We start from the raw sequence: 20,642 nt of genomic DNA on the forward strand, positions 1-20,642 counted from the left end.
GCTCATTGGCCAAGACGACGTTTGGTCCGTAAGCGCAGGGCCAGGTAGGCCATCGAGGCAAGCAGCAGGACCCCGAAGAGGGTGAACAGCATGAGCGCCATTACGTTTTGCGAGAGGTACCACTGCAGATAGCGCAATGGGCCCAAGCTCCCGACGTAGTAATCCTGCTCGGCGACCAGCGATTCGACATGCTTGCCCCTGACCACTACCAGACTGCCTTGCAACTCGTGGGCGTTTTCTTCGCTGCTGAGCAGGGCGTTGGTCACGTCGGCCAGGCCGCTGGGCCTTGCGCTGGCGATAAACACCACACTGCGCCCACTCTTGAGCGGCGATTCGAATCCGGTCAGATAAGCACTGCCGTCCTCAGCGCTAAACCTGAAGCTGCTGCGCGCTTCACGCAGATTGGTTTTCGTATCCGGGCTGATCCAGTTGCGCAGACGCAAGGGCAGGTCAGACAGTTCAAAGTACTGCACAGCATCTTCGCCCCTGGCCGGCAGAAGGTGCTGCCATTGATCCAGCAGCGGCTGATTGTTGCCCGAGGCGAGCACCAGCAAATCCCGGTCGCTTTGCTCGGCGAGTTGGTCGGCGTGGACCACCTTCACGCCGGTGGCCGGATAACCGGTGGAGTCGCCGAAGCGGCCCAGCAGGGTCAGATAGGTGCTCAGATCGGCCGGGCCTGGCTCGTTGGGCAGGATCACCGATGTTTCAGACAGGTCGGCCATGCGGGTGAACGGGAAGCCACTGTCCTTGAACACCCCGAGGTTGGGCATGGCCATGAAATGTTCGTATTGGCTGAGGTCCAGGGTCGAGTCCGGGTCGATCACACTGCGCACGTTGTCGATGATGATGTCGCGGCATTTGCCCTGTTTGATGTAGTCATACATGAAACGAAATTGCAGGCGTGACTGCAGCGCTACCGAATTGAGCGGCAACAGCATGCGCGACGTGCGGGCCAGGCTGTCGTCGGTTTTGAGCATCGCCAGCAGGCTGTCGCTGCTGCCGAGTTTCTCGATCGAAGGCAGATCGATCGACTTGATAAAGGTGTCGTTGAAGCTGATCAGCAACGAGGAATTGGTGGAGACCGGTTGCGGCGTATAGCGGTACTTCAGGTCAAGTTGCGCACCGGGCTCACGCCAGCTGAACAGGTCGGGTGGCAAGCGCAGGGCAACCGTCAGTTGTCCCGGGTTATAACCCGACACATTAAGTTCTGCGGGCTTCGCCAGTTCACCCAGGCGAACCGGGCGATCGGAGGGCAGCCAGTTGGGCGCGTCGTACGGCTGGCGTGGCTTGAGTGAGTCAATCCGGTCGACCACCACGCTCTGCCCGGAAAAGGCCGCGCCGCCGAGTGCCAGCGCTGTCGCGGCGACTTTGAGATCGGCGCCATCGCGCCCGGAGACGATCAACAGTTTGCCCTGAGCATCATTCGGGTTGCTCACGAGGGTCAATGTCGGCCCGGTGGCCTCTTTGATCGGCAAACCACTCAGGGTCGTTGACTCGCTGCCGCTGACAAACACCACCGCGTTTCCTTTGGCCGGCAGGCTGGTGAGGCTGGCGGGAAAGGTTGCGCCGCGGTAGCTGGCCAGTGCGCCGAACCAGGAAGACAGAATGCCGGCGGCCTCAAGCTCCGGACCGCTTGGGTGCGCGGCGAACACGAAGGGCAGCTTCAAGGGCGAGGCATCTCGACGATCGAACAAGGGCTGCGGCAGCGCGGACAGGTCGTTGGGCTGTTTAATCGAGGACACCTGGAGGCTCAGCTGGCTCTCGTTGCCGATTCTGGCCCACAGGCTGGAGTGCAAAGGGTCTTCACATTGCATCGTGTAGTGACCGATGAACTGCAGGCTGAGCCGGTTGAATTCGGTGATGGTCTGCGGCGGAATCTGCACGGTCCGGGTCTGCAATTTACCGGCCTCCTCCTTCGGGAGGGGCAGGGTGGCGGCCACTTGATCGTTGATCAGCACGTTGATTTGCGAAAGGTCGGCCAGCAGCGCCGGTGAGTAGCTGTACTGCAGCGTGACGTGCGCCGCGGTGACGACTTCATCGGCGCGCACATCGAAATTCACACTGTCCGTTGCCTCCACGCCCTTGAGGGTCATCGAGTAGCTTTTGCCCAGCTCCTTGAGGGTGCGGGTATAGCTGTTACTCGGGGCATCGGTTCCGGGCAACGGTGAGACCGGCATTGCCGCCGGCTCTGTGGTGCTGATTTGGGCCGCAGCACTCAAGGTCCATCCGCTCCAGGTCAGTAGTGAGCAGGCGATCAGCATGAGTGAGCGACGAGGAAGAAAGGTCCGGCGAGTGGAATGCTTCAAGGTCGTTGCGTGTCCGCGGTGGAGTCGATAGGTGATGGCGCGTCCTGGCGTTTGTGCAGCAGCGCTTGGCCGTCCTTTAGGGTTGCAACGAACAAGTCGAGGATGGCGCGTAAGGCAATGCTGCTGACTTCCCGCAATGCCACCATAGGCGCGTCGAGGCGGCCATTACCCCAGGTGTTGGCCCAGGTGTCGGCCCGTGAAAAGGTCAGTCGCACCAGTTCACTTTGCTGGCGCAGGGACAAGGCGTCGAATTGCACGCCCGCCACGTCGTCGTTGCTGAACATCGTTGTTGCGGGAAAGAGGCTGGAAGGGGGCGTGCGCAAAATGCAGAGCTGCAGCTTCTCATTGGCGCAGAGCTGAACCTGCGGTGGCAGTTTCAGGCCCACGCCGTTTTGTGAGAAATCCTGGGTTTGGCAATCGAACGAGGTGCCGTCTTCGCGATAGATGCGCATGGGCAGATCAGCGGGCACCCTGGGTTCGGAGCGCACCTGGGCGGACTCACTGGCCACCGCCACGGCGGTGCTGACGATGATGATGTTGTACAAGGTCCAGGCGAGGTTGATCAGCAGGGTCGTGACCTCGGCCGAATCACTCCCTGGCAGTTTCACCACGCCGATCACCAGACCGATCATGTTCAAGGTCAGCAGGACGATGTAAGGCCGCGCGAGTTTCCAGTCGAAATAGTCCTTTTCGATGGTGCCGCCCTTGTCGGTTACGTTGAATTTGCCCAGCGAAGGACTGATCAGGGCGAACAGTACCGGGCGCATGATGTACCAGGCCAACACTGACTCATACACTTCGTTCCAGAACGAATGGCGGAAGCGGCCCTGGATGCTGGAGGTGGTCAGGCTGGAATGCAAAATATGCGGCAATACATAGACCGTGACCATCAACGCCGAGGCGTGAAAAATCTGCGCGTCGAACATCAGGTAGGCCAAGGGCGCGGTCAAGAACACCAGGCGGGGCAGGCTGTAGAAAAAATGCATCATGGCGTTGAGGTAGCAGATGCGCTGCCCCAGGTTCAGTCCTTTGCCAAACAGTGGATTGTCGGTCCGAAAAATCTGCGCCATACCCCGAGCCCAGCGTGTGCGCTGACGGATGTGCCGGGAAAGGCTTTCCGTAGCGAGTCCTGCTGCTTGTGGAATGGCGAGGTAGGCGGTGTTGAGACCACGGCGATTGAGCTTGAGTGCCGTGTGCGCATCCTCCGTCACGGTTTCGGTGGCGATACCGCCCACTTCCAGCAAGTGAGTACGCCGGATGACCGCGCAGGAACCACAGAAAAACGTCGCGTTCCAGAGGTCGTTGCCGTCCTGCACCAGGCCGTAGAACAGCTCACCTTCATTGGGCACCGAGCGAAAGGTATCGAGGTTCTTTTCGAACGGATCGGGTGAATAGAAGAAGTGCGGCGTTTGCAGCAACGCCAGGTTCGGGTCCTTGATAAACCAGCCCATGGTGATCTGCAGGAAGGAGCGGGTGGGCACGTGGTCGGCGTCGAATATGGCGATGAACTCGCCATCGGTGACTTTGAGCGCCTCGTTGAGGTTGCCGGCCTTGGCATGTTGATTGTTGTCGCGGGTGATGTAGTTGACGCCGATTTGCTGGCAGAAAACCTTGAACTCGTCCCGACGTCCGTCGTCGAGCACGTGCACCCGCAGCTTGCCCTCGGGCCAGTCGATGGCCTGGGCCGCAAGCACCACCAGTTTGACGATGCCCAACGCTTCGTTGTAGGTGGGGATGAAGACATCTACCGTCGGCCATTCAGCGGGCGGTTGTTGCAGAAACTGCGGTGTGCGATGCAGCGGCCAGGCGGTCTGTACATAGCCGAAGACGAGGACGAGCAAGGCATACAGTTCGGCCAGCACCAATCCGTAGCCAAATACGGCATCCTGCCAGTTGTCGAAGCCCAGGGTGTCGGTCAGGCGCCAGTACATGTAGCGAAACGAAGCGATCAGCGAGAGGGTGACCAGGGTCAGGATCGCCAGACGCCCGGCTTGCTTGCGGATGATCAGGCTGGCGGCAAAACAGACGGCGGCAAACGCGGCCTGGGAATACAGGTTCAGCGGCGCAGTGAGGATACCCAGCACCAACAATGCAGCGATCAGCCCGGCCGAGATCTTCAGGCCTTGACGCCAACGCAGGGGCCAGCGACTGACGCTTGCCACGAAAGTATCCAGTAGCTCCTGCAACCACCACGTCTTTGCAGGTAGCTGATTGAGCCGGGCGGTCATGGCGTGCCCTGCTGGCTGCAAGCATCCGCAAAAAGCAGGGCATGGACCGCGCCTGACAGCGAATGAATGTCCTGACAGCCAATGCTCTCAGGTGCGTACTGCAACAGGTCCCGACCATAGGCCAGCGACTCGTTGAACTGGTGATCGAGACGAATCGTCCCGATCAGGTTAGCGCCGAGCCGCCGCCGAAACAGCACGCCCATGTCCCTGCTGAACGAACGCGAGTCATCCCGTTGGTTGAGTACATACCGGTGCCACTGCGCGCGTCGTCGGCTGGTTTCCAGCCACTGGGTCATGGTGTCCAGTGCCAGGTAGGAAGCCGCGTCGGCCACCGTCATCACCAGCACCAGATCGGCGGCATCGAGTGCCTGTTGCGAATAGACGGTCGCACCCGAAGGCGTGTCCAGGATCACGGTATCGTTTTCGCTGAGGTCCATTGACGCAAGGTGCTGATTCAACCAGTCAGAATCTTCAAGCATCAACTGCTTGAGCAATCGGCGATCGCTCACCTCGCCAGTGCCGAAGGGCAGGCACTCGCTGTCGCCAAAGCCCGGCAGGCGATGAGCGCCCCAGTCTGCGCCCTGCTCTTTGAGCTGGATCAGCCCGGGAACCTGCCTGGTGATACCCAAGTGGCAGGAAAGCGCGTTCTGAGGGTCCAGATCAATTGCGATGGTTCGCCCGCCAGGGCGCCGAAGTGTTTTTGCGAGGCCAGCGGCGACGGTGCTTTTACCCACCCCACCATTCGCCGAAACGATAGCAATGACCTTTGCCCTGGTCCGCTTGCGAGTCGTTTCTGGCAGACCGTCTCGACGAACCTGGTTGAGTTCACGTAACAAGTCGCTCAATCGCTGACGGTCACCCGTAGCAGAACTCGCAGGTGGCTTGGTCAGGAGAGGGGATATTGGCGAAGTTAGCGAGAGGGCAGCATTCTGCACAGGCTCGACCGGCGCGCCAATCAATAAAGAAGGCTGTGGCTCGTCCAGTAGAAACACAGGGGACATTGGCGTTGGTATTGGGGGAGGCAAGGCCACCGACGGTTCTGGCTCAGTCAGCGCAGGTGTAACCGGGTCGTCTTTGAAATCTTTATAGTTCGGTTGTATTTCCTGGTAGCTCTGCGCATTGGCGCCAAAATGTGTAAAAAGTTTCGTAATGTCGTCTACATATTTCATGCGTTGTACCAGGAATGAAATAGCTCAGAAACTCAGCATTCCATTAACTTGACAAAGTTGATGCGTCGTCGTGGTGTTGGCAGAGTGCCACTAATGTAGGGTGGCTGCGTCTTAGTGTCAACGAATGTTATAATAAGTCAGTGAGTTTTATTGGTGTTAGTCTGAGTGTTATCAGGGGTTATGTTATTCGTGGAAAGTGTAGGTGTTAGTGTGCGTCCAATAATTACTGTCCAGTGAGTTGTAATATGATGATAGGTAATGGATGTGTTTGTCGGGATAAATAACTTTCGGTGCGATGGGGTGTGAGTGTTGATCGCCTTCGATGGTTTTATGCCGGATTATTTATTAATGAAGTTGACTGCTGTATTTGAAGGAATAGTGGCGGTTTCCAGCTACCGGAAATGAGCTGGTACTGCTGGCCTGGCACAGCGAAGCCGTGGCACTCGCCACACATGACGCTTGCGAGCGGTGGGCGTGGGTTCCATTTGAAAATCGGACATGGCGATTCCTCGCCCGTCGTTCACCGGCAGGCTCAATGTTAATTTTGTTCAGGGTTGTCTTCGGGACACTTGGCGCTGCGCTGGGTAAAGTCATGACCGCTTGCCCGGCCTGGTGTGTTTCAGATGGATTACTGAATGGCCAGCAACTGGTCAGGGTGGGCACCAATTCAGACAAGGTGCAGGCGACAATCCAAGTCGTTCAGCTAACGTTCAATCGTTCGCCTCGCCAGTGGCGTTACACACACTCCCCCTGAGGTGACTGGCGGGGTGAACCCTTGGCGGCGTGGCCCCTTGTAGATGAGCCAGAGCATCTAGAACGGCGCTGCTATCACTAAGATGATCATGGGGGCACCGCCCCGAGCAGGCCTTGGGCATCCATTGCATGCGCCGCCCTCCGTGACTGGATGCGACGGAGGTAGTGGCATTTTGATTTCTTTTGAGCTATTTATCTCTATGGCCGGCATGGAGCCGGTTCAAGGAGATGAAATGGTCACTGATCGCGAAATTGCACTTGAGCAGGCCCTTGTAGCAATTATTGGAGAGGCCATCGCCAGCGGGCTTGATGTCAAAAGCCTGATGGACAACGCGGCAGCCGGCTTACTTGGAAGTGCTTCATACCGCTGGGTTGGGCATCCGCATGTGTCAAACGCCCTTCAGGTGATGATTGATGCTCATGCGCAGGCATTGGACGCCATGCCTGCGCATTAATTGAAGTTTCAGGTTTCAATACCCGCCCTGGCAACCGCTGCAAACTGTCACGATTGCTTTTCCGTAACGGCGATTTCAGGTCGCGACATGCTCGCAATGCGGGCGGACTCTTCGGCCGGCACCGTAGCGAGGGGGATCAGGAGCGTTGACACAGTCTCCTGCCATTCCGTGACCTGAAGCGACAGGTGGAGATTCCAGGTTTTGGTGTTCAGCTATGCTTTCAGCACTTTGTTCAAGAAATGGATTTCACTATGAGCAGCGTAAGAAAACCGACACAGCGAGAAATCTCCGATGCCTTGGAACTTAGCGAAAGCGAGGTCGCGTTGTACGTTGCAGACGTAGAGGAAAAGGCTGACGGCTCGGGGCACTGGATCTTCTTCAGCCCATTGACGCCTAACGACATACTGTTCTGGCTCAGGGTCGGTAACAACCTGAGGCTTGAAACAGATGCCATAAACCTCCTCTGGACAAAACAATCACCGAGTATCGCTCGGTAGGTTTGCGGGATCGCGCTTTAACTCCGCCAAGCTCGCTCCTGCAATTCCCTTAACTGAACAGCATTACATCCATGAGCTGGAGACTTAAAACTCATTCAGGATTTATTGTTTGGATAAGGCAGTAACCGCGACTTCTTACTGAACGGAGGAGGTTGTCGCCTTTGGTGAATTTCTTGAATTTCGCTTGCAGTCTACTGAGGCACATGGGCAATCCTTTGTAATTATGAGGGTCCTTATTTAACTTCATAAGGATGTCCTCGTTGCGGATAACGCGTTCCTCGCTGCTTGTTAGTAAGTCAAGCACTACGCATTCCATGCGAGTTAAATTGATAGTCGTTAGATTGTTAGAAAGCAGGCGTTGGGGTTTGTTGAACACCCAGGTATGTAACTTTGGCATATTGATGCGATCAGACACACACGTAGAGCCGCGGTGGTCGATCCAGGCCGCAACCTCATCGATAGTATGCCCGAGGGCAATAGAGTCTTCGTCGCAAGAATTGAGCGGGGTGGGGGCAAGATCTTCTGGCATCGCGCTTCCTCCATGCACAGGAAAAGCGTAGCACCCAGAGCTGCGCCCACTGTAAGTGGCGCGTGAAAAAACCGCATTGGCGGACTTAAAGGGGTCGAAGACCCCCTGAAGGATGCCAGTGATTGTCGAGCAAGGTCTTCAGCATTAGGTGAGTCACTGCTGCCGCCAACTCTGCCGACTGGCGTACAAACAAGTGGCTGACCGTCACCAGTTCAGGCCGTAGTACTGTCACGTCGCCGCTTACCTGCCTGGAAAAATCCAGAGTGAAACTCTCGAAGCTTTCAAGAAGTATGAAAAAGAAGATGGGGAGCCAGGGGGGGATCACTCCGTCCCGCCCCCTTTTTATTTTTGAGTGTTCGGCTGGCATCCTTGGCAGTCAGCGACTCGAGATCTTTGAAAAAATACCGCGTCGCGTTGAATCAGTTTCGCTGATCAGGACGGCTACTCCAAAAGCATTAGTTGGCCAACATCACCCGCTTGAATTTTGCTTTCGAAAGCTGCGACCCGTAACTTCTAAGTGGAGTTTCCACAAATTGGTAGGAAAACTCTGCAATCACTCCAGTTAGTACTAGTGCGATGAGGACGGCAAATATTTTATCGGTTTCAAGTGTGAGATCCGTATACCCTGACTGAAGGCATATTTCTCTTACAATTGCAAATATAGGGTTGTGAACAAGATAAATGGAGTAAGAGCGCGATCCGATGTGAATGGCGATCTTTCGGAGGCGGCCATTTGAGCCCGTAAGGTTTAGATTTCCCGAACACAGGAGCACAACCAGGCTTGAAGTGATTGCGACAAATCCCATGAAATAGGGGGACCAGCCGATTTTTGCTGTGATGATGGGTAAGGGAATACAAATCAATAATGCAAGTTGTAATGTTTTTTTGTTCTTGGTAGAGAAAATACTTGATATCCGCTGTGGGTAGTAATGCCAGGCCAGCGCGATGAGGGTGCCGTAAAGCAATGCGTCGCTTCGAATAAACCAAAGCAATGTACCCCACGGACGTATCTGTGTGGAATGGTAAATTGCCACTGCAAGAAAAGGGATGATCAATAATTTGCGATTAGGGATGAAGAACAAAATGATGGGGAGAATTACATAGAACTGTTCTTCTAGCGACAAGCTCCAGTAGTGCCATAGTGGAGTTGCGCTGTTTGAATTTTCAGTGTACCAGATGTATATATTTTGGATATTCAACATGCCGAATATCCAAGAGTTTACCATGTTCTCTTGTGAGCCAAATGTCCTGGAGACGTCAAAGGCAAATGAAATTGCCAACGTTATGGTCGACCAGAAAATCGCTGCGGGCCACAATCGAAACAACCGCCTTGTCCAAAAAGATCCAGCAAAACGCAGGAACTGATCTTGCTGGTTCGAAGCTTTTATCAATGATGTCGTTATAAGGAATCCGGAAATGCAGAAGAATAAATCTACCCCTCCACCCAGCCAGAAATAGGTAGTCCATTTAAACCAATCCGGATTTAAAAGACCGAGATGGGCAACGAAAGTAATAGCGATGGCATAGGCACGCAATACTTCGATGTCCAGATTCTTTGTTTCGCTAACGGAGGGTGTCATGCGCTACCTGCGAATCAAGAAAGTTTTATTTTTTTCGGCGCACGATTCTATAAGCTAAGCCATGCGCTGTCGATAAGTCGGTGGCCAGTCGTTTTTATTCAGGACGATCTACATTCGAAGCGATGCAGACATGAGCATCACACCGCAGCAATTGCTGCAAATCTTACCCCGTGGCCGGCGCCTGATCCGGCTTTTTACGCTCGCTCTAACCCCGCCTGTTCCCGATTTCAGCATGTTGGTGCCAGGCGCGTAGTCGTGCAGGCACCATGATATCAAGGAGTGCGCAGTGCTGTGGGGGCGACCCCCCCCCAAGAAATATCACTTTTTCGGCGATTTACTGCTGGAAGGAATATGCAGGTAAGACATCACGCTTTCGGTCAGCTCTGTCGCCAACTTGACGGCTTCTTTATTGCGGGCCATCACACCCGCCACTAATCCTTCGATCAAGGCGAGCACGGCGATGTTGGAGCTGGTCATGACCGGATGGTCGGCGGGGGCAAATAGCACGTGTTCGGCAATGCTGGTGAGAGGCGAGGCAGGTGAGTCGGTGATTGCCAGCACCGAGGCGCCGCGCTCATTGGCAAAACGCGCGAGTTGCAGGGTGTCGAGGGAATAGCGCGGCAGGGAAATCGCCAGCAATACATCCTGATCGGTGATTGCGGCCAGGCGGTAAGCGGCGTTTTCGTTGCCGCCTTCCATGCTGATGGCGGTGGCGTCCGCACAGAAGGGCATCAGGGTCGAGGCGGCCAGGCCTGCGAAGTAGACGCTGTTGCCAAAGCCGAGGATGTAGATTTTACGCGCCTCGGTCAGGCGGGTGACGAACGCTTCAAAGGCATCTTCATGGTTGTTGGTCGCCGCCGTGGCGAGGTTGCTGGTGGCGCTCTGGATTTGCTCATGCAGGCCAAATGCGCCACCCGGTCGATGCGCCAGTTCATTACGAAGCTTGTCGACCGGCGACACCATCTGCTGCAAAGTCGCCACCAGCTCGGCCTTCATGCCGGTGTAGCCACCCAGGTTCAGAGCCTTGGCCAAACGATTGACCGCGGCTGGCGAGGTGGATGTTTCATGAGCCATTTCTTCGATAGTCAACGTCGCAGCCCTTAGCGGGTGACGCAGGATGAAATCCGCCACTTTGCGCAGTGATGGCGGTAAATCGGTAACGATTTCCGTCAGTTTGCGCATCACCGGCGCGGCATAGACCGTGGTGTTTTTTGTGGGGGTCGGCATGTCCGGCTCTGCAGTTCCTGAGGGTTGGAGATGGGGCTGGGGCGGGCGCATAACTTGTGGGAGCGTGGCTTGCCCGCGAAGAACGATAACGCGCAATGCCTGAAAAATCGGACAGAAATTGCTGGAGACGCTCGGACTGTGGATTGACCAGCACTTCACGCGGATTGCCGCGCTCTTCGACCCGCCCCTTGTGCAGAAACACCAGTTGATTGGAAACCTCGCGGGCAAACCCCATTTCGTGGGTCACGACCACCATGGTGCGTCCTTCGAGTGCGAGATCCTGCATGACTTTAAGTACTTCGCCGACCAGCTCGGGGTCGAGTGCCGAAGTCGGTTCATCGAACAGCATCACTTCAGGTTCCATGGCCAGTGCACGGGCAATCGCCACGCGCTGCTGCTCACCACCGGACATATGCGCCGGCCAGGCGTCCATGCGGTGTGCCACGCCGACTTTGTTCAGGTAGTGTTCGGCTTTTTCCCGGGCTTCTTGCTTGTTCATGCCCAGCACATGCACCGGAGCTTCCATGACGTTTTCAAGGGCACTCATGTGCGACCAGAGGTTGAAGTGCTGAAACACCATCGATAGCCGCGAACGCATGCGCTGCAGCTGCCTGGGTTCGGCAGCCTTGAGCCCGCCGAGTTTATTGGTCACCAGCTTCAGCTGTTCGCCATTGAGCACGATGTTGCCAGCGTTGGGCTGCTCCAGCAGGTTGATGCAACGCAGGAAGGTGCTTTTACCAGATCCACTGGAGCCGATAATGCTGATGACGTCACCGGCTTTCGCTTCCAGAGACACGCCCTTGAGCACTTCGTGGGCGCCGTAGCTTTTGTGAAGATCCTGAATTTCAAGTTTGTACATGGTTTCAACTCTCTGGAATCAGTCGCTGAGCAAACGGCCTTGGCGAATAGGGGTGTTACCGGCCACTTTGGCCAACCACAAACCAGGCTGGGCAAAGCGCAGGCGTTCACGGGCATACAGGATGCCGTCGGTGCTGGCGTGCACCACGCTGTGCTGATCGGTCAGCGGATCGATCACTTCGAAGAGCGGATCGCCGACCTTGACGTGGGCACCCAACGGTTGCAGATAACTCACCACCCCCGGGTGCGGCGCATAGGCGTACTGCGCACCGGCGAACGGTGTCGCCTCACAACGGCTCGGTGGCACTGCAGGCCAGTCGCCGCTGATCAGGTCTTGCTCGGCGAGATAGCCGAGAATGGCCTGGGCACTGTCGACGCATTGCTCGCGCTCGGTGTCGGCCATGCCGCGCAATTCAATCGTGGTGGCCACGCACGCCAGCGGAATATTGGCTTCAGGAAAGCGCTCGGCCAGGTGCAGCCAGGGGATTGCGCAGGCTTCATCGAAGGCGTTGCCTCCCGCAGCCTCGGCGAGCAGGGCCACGCCGGCGCCGAGGCGGGCGGCCAATGAGCGCAAGCGTGACCAGTTTTGCGGCATGGCATACAGCAGCATGATCGACTCGAAGTCGCAGTGCAGGTCCAGCACCACATCGGCATCACAGGCATGCTGCAGCAACAGGCGCCGCAAGCCATCGAGTTCCGATGTCGGTGCCGGCATGTTGGTGAGGGCGTCGCCCATGGCGCGGCGGATCAGTGCGATGTTGGCGTTGGCATCGTCGCCCAGTTGACCGTCCAGTTGCCTTGTCACTGCCTCGGCGAGTTCCGGGAAGTCGCGATTGAAATTCTTCCCGCTGGAGAATTCAAAGCGCCCTTGATGGGTGGCCTGGAACATCTGTGCGATACCAATCGGATTGGCCATCGGCACCAGTTCGATCACCCCGTTCAACAGGCCTTGCTCTTCCAGTTCCAGCAGACGGCGCTTGAGCTCGACGGCGACGCGCATCCCCGGCAGTTCGTCGGCATGCAGGGAAGCCTGGATGTAGGCCTTGCGCGGCCCGCTGCCAAAACGAAACAGCGACAGCTTTCGCTCTGTGCCCGAGGCACTCCACGGCAAAAGGTATTGAATGTGCTTCATAACGCTCCTTAGTGCTTGCGTGGTGCCAGATAGGCCAGCCAGCGGCGCTCGGCCAGCTTGAACAGGCGAACCAGGATGAAGGTCAGGGCCAGGTAGATGAGACCGGCAGTGATGAATGCTTCGAACGGCAGGTAGAAGCGCGAACTGACGGTTCGCGCGGCTCCGGTGATATCCACCAACGTGACGATGGACGCCAGGCTGGTGGTCTGCAGCATCATCAGCACTTCGTTGCTGTACTGCGGCAGCGCCCGGCGCAAGGCCGACGGCAGGAGGATGCGGCGGTACAAGGTAAGACGCGACATGCCCATGGCTTTGGCGGCTTCGATCTCGCCGTGGGCCGTGGCCTTCAAACTGCCGGCCAGGAGTTCCGCGCTATAGGCGCTGGTATTGATTGCGAAGGCCAGGCAGGCACAAAAGGTTGCGCTGGACAGGTACGGCCAGAGCGCGCATTGACGTACCGCTTCGAACTGTGCCAACCCGTAGTAGATCAGGAACAATTGCACCAGCATCGGGGTGCCGCGGATCACGTAGGTGTAGAGCCAGGCCGGGAAGTTGATCAGCGGTGATCGGGATACGCGCATCAGCGCTACAGGAACCGCAAGCACCAGGCCAACGGCCAGGGAAATCAGCAGTACTTTCAGGGTCACCAAAGCGCCGTTGAAATACAGCGGCAGGTTTTCCCAAATCAGGTTGTAGTCGAGAATCATGGGGGGGCTCCCAGTCACAGTTCGGCGGCTTTGATGCCGACCGAGTAGTGTTTTTCCAGATAGCGCAGCACCAGCAATGACACGCTGGTCAGCATCAAGTAGAGCGCGGCAACCGCGAGGAAAAACGTGAACGGCTCATGGGTGGCGTCCGCTGCGTTTTTGGCTTTGAACATCATGTCCTGCAAACCGATTACCGAGATCAGTGCGGTGGATTTGGTCAGCACCAACCAGTTGTTGGTGAACCCGGGAATGGCGAAACGAATCATCTGCGGCACCAGAATCCGCCAGAACACCTGAACGCCACTCATGCCGTACGCCGCGCCGGCCTCTGCCTGACCTTTAGGGATCGCCATGAAGGCGCCACGAAAGGTCTCCGAGAGATAGGCACCGAAAATGAAGCCCATGGTGCAGACGCCGGCGATAAAGGGATTGATGTCGATGTACTGGGTGTAACCGAGAGCAAGGGCCATGCGGTTCATCAGATCCTGGCCGCCGTAGAAAATCAGCAGGATCAACACCAGGTCAGGAATACCGCGAATCAGGGTTGTATAACCTTCGCCCAGCACCGCCAGCCATTTGAACGGCGACAAACGAAAGGCCGCGCCGATCAGTCCCAGGGAAATGGCCATGGTCATGGAGGTCAGGGCCAGATTAATGGTCAGCCAGGCGCCATCGAGAATGCTCGATCCGTAGCCGTGGAGCATGATGAAGTTCCTCAAGCGAGCGCCGGGAGGCGCACGAGACAAGCCAAAAGCGGCGCCCGCATGGGGCCGGCGCCAGGGTTTCGGATGAAGGCCTATTCGCCGTAGATATCGAAGGCGAAGTACTTGCCCATCACTTGCTGGTACTTGCCATTGGCGCGGATCGCATCAATCGCTGCACTCAGGCGTGCAACGTTCGCGCTGTCGCCTTTACGCACCGCGATCCCGGCGCCTCTGCCGAAGTATTTCGGGTCGTTGATGTCCGGCCCTGCCAGTGCGAAACCCTTACCCAATGGTGTTTTGATAAAGCTTTCATCGGTGTTGACGATGTCTGCAAGCGTGGCGTCCAGGCGACCCGCTGCCAGATCGAGGAAGGCTTCATTTTGCGATGAGTAGCGCACCACCTCGACGCCGGCTTTCTCAAGCTGCTCGGTGGCGAAACGGTCATAGGTCGAGGAGCGTTGCACGCCGAGTTTCTTGCCTTTGAGATCGACCAGCGGGTCGTCGATCACGCTACCGGTCTTCATCGCGAACTTGCCCGGCGTGTGGTAGTACTTTTTGCTGAAATCGACCGACTTCATACGGTCTTCAGTGATCGACATCGACGACAGCACAGCATCGATCTTGCGCACTTTCAGCGACGGGATCATGCCGTCGAATTCCTGGATGACCCACTCGCATTTGACCTTCATCTCTTCGCACAGCGCGTTGCCAATGTCGTAATCGAAACCACTGACGTTGCCCTCTGGCGTCTTGAAGGAGAAGGGCGGGTAGGCGGCTTCGATACCGATACGCAGGCTGTCGTCGTCGGCGTGTGCCAGCAAGCTTGCGACGCACAGTGCCAGAGCGCCTAGAAGTTCTGTCTTGTACATATTGTTGACTCCTTGGATGGGGCGTTTGGGTGGTAGGGGGGGCTGCCGTCCGGTCTGGCAAGGTGGACTGTCCCGATGATTCACGAGGGTATAAATGACATAAAACATTTCATAAATCAACTTGGTGAAAAAAAACATATCAGCGCGAGGCGGCACACTGGGTGCTGGTGGGCAGAACCTCATCTGTGTCATCAATCCTTTGAACAAAAAACGGGCGCCGATAAGGCGCCCGTTTTTTCATTCCAGTATCAAGGTTTTTGCTCTGTCGGAAATTGAGCCAGTTCGCAGTACTACGCTGCCCTTAACGTCGATCCAGCCAAACCGTCTGTGCATTACAGAATTCGCGCACCCCGAAGTGCGAGAGCTCACGGCCAAAGCCACTCTTCTTCACGCCACCAAAACTGACACGCGGATCGCTGGCGCTATAGCCGTTGATGAACACTCCACCGGTTTCAAGTTCGCCGGCCATCTGCCGGGCGAGTTCGACATTGCGCGTGTAGAGGGTGGCGGTGAGGCCGAACTCGCTGTCATTGGCCAATTCCAGCGCATGGGCTGCGTCTCGGGCCGTGATGATTGAGGCCACAGGGCCAAACAACTCCTGTTTGAATGATGTCATCTGATCGGTCACGTCGCCGAGTACCGTAGGCTCATAGTAATTGCCGGGGCCTTCAGCCTTCTTTCCACCCAGCAGCAGCGTCGCGCCTTCTTCCAGTGTGTCGCGAACCTGTTGATCCAGTTCGTCGCGCAGATCGAAGCGAGCCATCGGGCCGATGTAAGTGTTGGTGGCGAGTGGATCACCGACGACCAGCTGCTGGGTGGCCTCGACGAACTTGCGGGTAAATTCCTCGACGATGCCTTGCTCGACAATCAGGCGTTTGGCGGCAGCGCAGACTTGTCCGGTGTTTTGATAGCGCCCGATCACCGCGGCTTTCACCGCCTCGTCGAGGTCTGCGTCGTCGAGCACGATAAACGGGTCGGAGCCGCCCAGTTCCAATACACACTTCTTCAGTGCCGCTCCAGCCTGAGCGCCGATGGCCATGCCTGCACGGACGCTGCCGGTGAGGGTGACAGCCGCGATACGTGGATCGGCGATCGCCCTGGATACACCTTCCGGGGTGACGTTGATGACCTCGAAAACACCTTCAGGAAAGTCCGCTTGCTGGAAGGCTTCCAGCAGCAGGTAGGCGCTGCCCATGACGTTTGGCGCGTGCTTGAGCACGTAGGTGTTGCCGGCGAGCAACGTGGGGACCGCGCCGCGCAGGACTTGCCAGATGGGGAAGTTCCACGGCATGACGGCGAGAATCGGGCCGAGCGGGCGATATTCAATGCGTGCCTTGTCGCCTTCAACCAGGGTCGTTTCTGAGCTCAGCATGGCGGGACCGTGTTCGGCGTACCACTGGCAGAGCTGCGCACATTTTTCAATTTCACCGCGGGCCTGGGCAATCGGCTTACCCATTTCCAGGGTGATCATGTTCGCCATGGCCTGCGCATTGTTGCGCAAGGCCTGGCCGAGGTTGATCAAAAGCTGTGCGCGCTGCTCAACCGGTTTGCGGCGCCAGGCGCGAAACCCGGTAGCGGCCCGCGTCAGCGCGGCCTGTAATGCCGAATCGGATTCGAAAGGGTAATGGCCGATCTGCTCGCCGGTGGTCGGGTTGATCGAAATGGCATGGGTGAGGCTGGAAACGTTGGTCATGGCACCGTCCTGCGGGGTGGGAATGTGCTCAGGTTATGGGGCTATATGTTTTATGGAAACTGAATAATACTGAGCATAACGTTCACGTTTGGAGAATGAATTGGATCTGGTTCAGCTCGAAATTTTCAAGGCTGTCGCCGAGCACGGCAGCATCAGCGTGGCCGCCCAGCATATCCACCGGGTGCCATCGAATCTCACGACCAGAATCAAGCAGCTTGAGCTGGACCTGGGGGTGGATCTGTTTATCCGCGAGAAGAGTCGCCTGCGCCTGTCGCCGGCCGGCTGGAGCTTTCTGGATTACGCTCGACGTATTCTCGACCTGGTTCAGGAGGCGCGCGCCACCGTGGCAGGTGAAGAACCGCAGGGAGCCTTCGCCCTGGGCTCGCTGGAAAGTACTGCAGCGGTACGTATTCCAGAGCTATTGGCCGCCTATAACCAGAAACACGCCAAGGTCGAACTGGACCTGTCCACCGGCCCCTCCGGGACCATGATCGATGGGGTGCTGTCAGGGCGGCTGGCCGCGGCATTTGTCGATGGTCCGGTGTTGCATCCGGCACTGGAGGGCGTGCCTGCTTTCGAAGAGGAAATGGTCCTGATCGCACCGCTCAACCATGAGCCGATTCATCGGGCCAAGGATGTGAATGGTGAAAACATCTATGCCTTCCGCTCTAACTGCTCCTATCGGCATCACTTCGAAAGCTGGTTCGCCAATGGCGCGGCGGTACCCGGCAAGATTTTCGAAATGGAGTCCTATCACGGCATGTTGGCCTGCGTCAGCGCCGGTGCCGGCCTGGCGCTGATGCCCCGCAGCATGCTCGAAAGCATGCCTGGATGCACGACGGTCAGCGTCTGGCCGTTGTCGGAGTCGTTCCGTTATCTGCGCACCTGGCTGGTTTGGCGTAGGGGGACGGTGTCGCAGAGCCTGACGATGTTTGTGCGCTTGCTTGAGGAGCGTGGGGTGGTGTTGGTCGAAAAATAGTGGAAAGTTAACGGTCTGTGCTGAAAAACCGGATAATGGCGGCCAAATCGTTTAGCTCGTTATTCTGGTAAGCACGCATGGAAATCAAGGTCAACTTTCTCGACAACCTTCGACTTGAGGCCAAGTTCGACGACTTCACGGTGATTGCCGATCAACCCATTCGCTACAAAGGCGATGGCTCGGCGCCGGGGCCGTTCGATTACTTCCTGGCTTCGTCGGCGTTGTGTGCGGCGTACTTCGTGAAGTTGTATTGCGAGACCCGCAATATCCCCACCGAAAATATCCGCCTGTCGCAGAACAACATTGTTGATCCGGAAAATCGCTACAACCAGATTTTCAAGATTCAGGTCGAATTGCCAGCGGACATCTCCGCCAAGGACCGTCAGGGGATCTTGCGCTCCATCGACCGTTGTACGGTAAAGAAGGTGGTGCAAACCGGGCCTGAGTTCGTGATTGAAGAGGTCGAAAACCTCGACGCCGATGCCCAGGCGTTGCTGATGCCGCATTCGACTGGCGAAGCGGGCACCTACATTGTGGGCAAGGACCTGCCGCTGGAACAAACCATCGCCAACATGTCGGGCATCCTGGCCGACCTGGGCATGAAGATTGAAATCGCTTCGTGGCGCAATATCGTGCCCAATGTGTGGTCGCTGCACATCCGCGATGCGCACTCGCCGATGTGTTTTACCAACGGCAAAGGCGCGACCAAGGAAGGTGCGCTGGCATCGGCACTGGGCGAGTTTATCGAGCGGCTCAACTGCAACTTCTTCTACAACGATCAGTTCTGGGGCGAGGACATCGCCAACGCGGCGTTTGTGCATTACCCGGACGAGCGCTGGTTCAAGCCGGGTCCGAAGGACGAACTGCCGACTGACATCCTCGACGAGTACTGCCTGAAGGTTTACGACCGGGACGGCGAGTTGCGTGGCTCGCATCTGTACGACACCAACTCCGGCAACACCCAGCGGGGTATTTGTTCACTGCCGTTTGTGCGCCAGTCGGACAATGAGGTGGTGTACTTCCCGTCCAACCTGATCGAAAACCTGTTCCTGAGCAATGGCATGAGCGCAGGAAACACGCTGGCCGAAGCCCAAGTGCAGTGCCTGTCGGAGATCTTCGAGCGCGCGGTCAAGCGCGAAATCCTCGAAGGCGAAATGGCCCTGCCGGATGTGCCGCAGGAAGTACTGGCGAAATACCCGGGCATCCTGGCCGGTATCCAGGCCCTGGAAGAGCAGGGCTTCCCGGTGTTGGTCAAGGATGCATCGCTGGGCGGGGAGTTCCCGGTGATGTGCGTCACCTTGATGAACCCGCGTACTGGCGGCGTGTTTGCCTCGTTCGGCGCGCACCCAAGCCTGGAAGTGGCGCTGGAGCGCAGCCTGACGGAACTGCTGCAAGGCCGCAGTTTCGAAGGCCTGAACGATCTGCCTCAGCCGACCTTCGAAGGTCAGGCGGTGACTGAGCCGAACAACTTCGTCGAGCACTTTATCGACTCCAGCGGTGTGGTCTCGTGGCGCTTCTTCAGTGCCAAGCCGGATTTCGAATTCGTTGAGTGGGATTTCTCCGGTCAAGGCGAAAACTCCAATGTCGAAGAGGCCGCGACCTTGTTCGGCATTCTCGAAGACATGGGCAAAGAAGTGTACATGGCGGTCTATGAGCACATTGGCGCCAAGGCCTGCCGCATTCTGGTGCCGGATTACTCGGAAATTTATCCGGTAGAAGATTTGATCTGGGATAACACCAACAAGGCGCTGCAGTTCCGCGCGGACATCCTGAATCTGCACGGCCTGAGCAAAGTCGGCCTGAGAACGCTGGCCAAGGGTCTGGAAAATAGCGAGCTGGACGATTACACCGACATCACCACCTTGATCGGCATCGAGTTCGACGACAACACGCCTTGGGGCAAGTTGACGATCCTGGAGCTGAGGCTGCTGATTTATCTCGCCTTGCAGAAGTTTGATCAGGCCAAGGATCTGGTGGAAGCCTTCTTGCAATACAACGACAACACCGTCGAGCGCGGCTTGTTTTATCAGGCCGTGAACGTCGTGCTGGAAATGCAGCTGGACGATGATCTGGAACTGAGCGACTACGAGGTCAACTTCCGCCGGATGTTCGGCAACGAGCGGATGGACGCGGCGATAGGGTCCGTGGATGGCAGCGTACGTTTCTACGGTCTGACGCCGACGAGCATGAAACTGGAAGGGCTCGACAGGCACCTTCGTCTGATCGACAGTTACAAGAAGCTGCACATGGCGCGGGCCAGGGTGGCGACTTTATTCATCTGACAGCGATAACAAAAAAGCACCTTGGGTGCTTTTTTGTTATTTGGCGGCCAGCCAACCGTCTGTATGTGGTGGGCTGATTTTTTGGCTATGACATGGGCTGTGGCTGCCCATGAGGAAGCTCTTCTATATAGAAGGGCGTTTTGGCTCCTCTATACAGGCTTGCTTTGGGGCGTTTTGCTGCATTCTGCAGGTTATTGATAGAAAACCTGAATCAGTGCTTGACGGCAGATTACAGGTGTCTATAATTCGCCCCACTTCCGGCGCAGTCGAAACGGAAAACTCCTTGGTAAACAATGAGTTATGCAGTTTTCGGCAGCAGGTTGCTTCAGGTCATCGAAGCCAAAAGGGAGTTGAAAAAGAGGTGTTGACAGCAGCGTGTAACGCTGTAGAATTCGCCTCCCGCTGACGAGAGATCTGAAGCGCAAGTGGTTGAAGTTGAAAAGGAAACTTTGAAAACTTCTGAAAAATACCACTTGACAGCAAATGAGGCTGCTGTAGAATGCGCGCCTCGGTTGAGACGAAAGATCTTAACCAACCGCTCTTTAACAACTGAATCAAGCAATTCGTGTGGGTGCTTGTGGAGTCAGACTGCTAGTCAACAGATTATCAGCATCACAAGTTACTCCGCGAGAAATCAAAGATGTAACCAACGATTGCTGAGCCAAGTTTAGGGT

General features: G+C 56.7%; 15 protein-coding genes and 1 pseudogene. 4 read left to right on the forward strand and 12 right to left on the reverse strand.

Features of this window, described 5'->3' with window-relative positions; genetic code table 11:
- Positions 1-2: 2 nt before the first annotated feature.
- Genes bcsB through bcsQ form a run of 3 tightly spaced genes read right to left on the reverse strand, consistent with a single transcriptional unit; the run spans position 3 to position 5,703 of the window.
- Positions 3-2,306, reverse strand: a complete 2,304-nt coding sequence (bcsB, locus tag AC1DWG_RS06750) for a cellulose biosynthesis cyclic di-GMP-binding regulatory protein BcsB (RefSeq protein WP_477787528.1) — start codon at positions 2,304-2,306, stop codon at positions 3-5.
- On the reverse strand, positions 2,303-4,534 hold the full coding sequence (gene bcsA / locus AC1DWG_RS06755) for a UDP-forming cellulose synthase catalytic subunit (RefSeq protein WP_477787529.1): 2,232 nt from the start codon (positions 4,532-4,534) through the stop codon (positions 2,303-2,305). Before bcsA ends, bcsB begins: the two co-directional genes overlap by 4 nt.
- Positions 4,531-5,703, reverse strand: coding sequence for a cellulose biosynthesis protein BcsQ (bcsQ, locus tag AC1DWG_RS06760; protein ID WP_477764949.1), 1,173 nt, complete (start codon positions 5,701-5,703; stop codon positions 4,531-4,533). Before bcsQ ends, bcsA begins: the two co-directional genes overlap by 4 nt.
- 986 nt (positions 5,704-6,689) lie before the next feature.
- Here bcsQ and AC1DWG_RS06765 point away from each other — a divergent pair.
- Entirely contained in the window at positions 6,690-6,911 is a 222-nt protein-coding gene (locus AC1DWG_RS06765; RefSeq protein WP_477756626.1) for a hypothetical protein, read from the forward strand.
- Between the two features lie 251 nt (positions 6,912-7,162).
- Complete coding sequence (locus AC1DWG_RS06770) at positions 7,163-7,408, forward strand: hypothetical protein (RefSeq protein WP_477764948.1); 246 nt, start codon at positions 7,163-7,165, stop codon at positions 7,406-7,408.
- Positions 7,409-7,499: 91 nt separating this feature from the next.
- On the opposite strand, the gene AC1DWG_RS06775 is transcribed toward AC1DWG_RS06770, so the two are convergent.
- The 9 genes and pseudogenes from AC1DWG_RS06775 to AC1DWG_RS06815 all read right to left on the reverse strand — a co-directional run bounded on the left by AC1DWG_RS06775 (position 7,500) and on the right by AC1DWG_RS06815 (position 16,707).
- A complete protein-coding gene (locus tag AC1DWG_RS06775) occupies positions 7,500-7,937 on the reverse strand; it encodes a winged helix-turn-helix domain-containing protein (protein ID WP_477787530.1) in 438 nt (145 codons plus the stop codon).
- A gap of 455 nt (positions 7,938-8,392) precedes the next feature.
- A complete protein-coding gene (locus AC1DWG_RS06780) occupies positions 8,393-9,517 on the reverse strand; it encodes an acyltransferase family protein (protein WP_477764946.1) in 1,125 nt (374 codons plus the stop codon).
- Positions 9,518-9,835: 318 nt separating this feature from the next.
- On the reverse strand, positions 9,836-10,744 hold the full coding sequence (locus AC1DWG_RS06785; RefSeq protein ID WP_477760618.1) for a MurR/RpiR family transcriptional regulator: 909 nt from the start codon (positions 10,742-10,744) through the stop codon (positions 9,836-9,838).
- Between the two features lie 109 nt (positions 10,745-10,853).
- Positions 10,854-11,603 (reverse strand): annotated as a pseudogene (locus AC1DWG_RS06790) (ABC transporter ATP-binding protein); the annotation flags it as partial.
- 18 nt (positions 11,604-11,621) lie between these two features.
- Positions 11,622-12,734, reverse strand: coding sequence for a succinylglutamate desuccinylase/aspartoacylase family protein (locus tag AC1DWG_RS06795; protein ID WP_477787531.1), 1,113 nt, complete (start codon positions 12,732-12,734; stop codon positions 11,622-11,624).
- Between the two features lie 8 nt (positions 12,735-12,742).
- Positions 12,743-13,441, reverse strand: coding sequence for an ABC transporter permease (locus AC1DWG_RS06800; RefSeq protein WP_477787532.1), 699 nt, complete (start codon positions 13,439-13,441; stop codon positions 12,743-12,745).
- Positions 13,442-13,455: 14 nt separating this feature from the next.
- Positions 13,456-14,145: an ABC transporter permease gene (locus AC1DWG_RS06805; RefSeq protein WP_477764943.1), complete on the reverse strand. Its 690-nt coding sequence runs from the start codon at positions 14,143-14,145 to the stop codon at positions 13,456-13,458.
- 92 nt (positions 14,146-14,237) lie between these two features.
- On the reverse strand, positions 14,238-15,014 hold the full coding sequence (locus AC1DWG_RS06810; RefSeq protein ID WP_477787533.1) for an ABC transporter substrate-binding protein: 777 nt from the start codon (positions 15,012-15,014) through the stop codon (positions 14,238-14,240).
- Positions 15,015-15,315: 301 nt separating this feature from the next.
- Positions 15,316-16,707: an aldehyde dehydrogenase family protein gene (locus AC1DWG_RS06815; RefSeq protein ID WP_477787534.1), complete on the reverse strand. Its 1,392-nt coding sequence runs from the start codon at positions 16,705-16,707 to the stop codon at positions 15,316-15,318.
- Between the two features lie 100 nt (positions 16,708-16,807).
- On the opposite strand from AC1DWG_RS06815, the gene ptrR reads away from it, so the two are divergent.
- Together ptrR and AC1DWG_RS06825 are read left to right on the forward strand one after the other, a co-directional pair.
- Positions 16,808-17,686, forward strand: a complete 879-nt coding sequence (gene ptrR / locus AC1DWG_RS06820) for a putrescine utilization regulator PtrR (RefSeq protein ID WP_008047600.1) — start codon at positions 16,808-16,810, stop codon at positions 17,684-17,686.
- Between the two features lie 77 nt (positions 17,687-17,763).
- Positions 17,764-19,968, forward strand: a complete 2,205-nt coding sequence (locus AC1DWG_RS06825; RefSeq protein WP_477787535.1) for an OsmC domain/YcaO domain-containing protein — start codon at positions 17,764-17,766, stop codon at positions 19,966-19,968.
- Positions 19,969-20,642 lie beyond the last annotated feature (674 nt).

Source organism: Pseudomonas sp. P4_B3 (assembly GCF_056402295.1).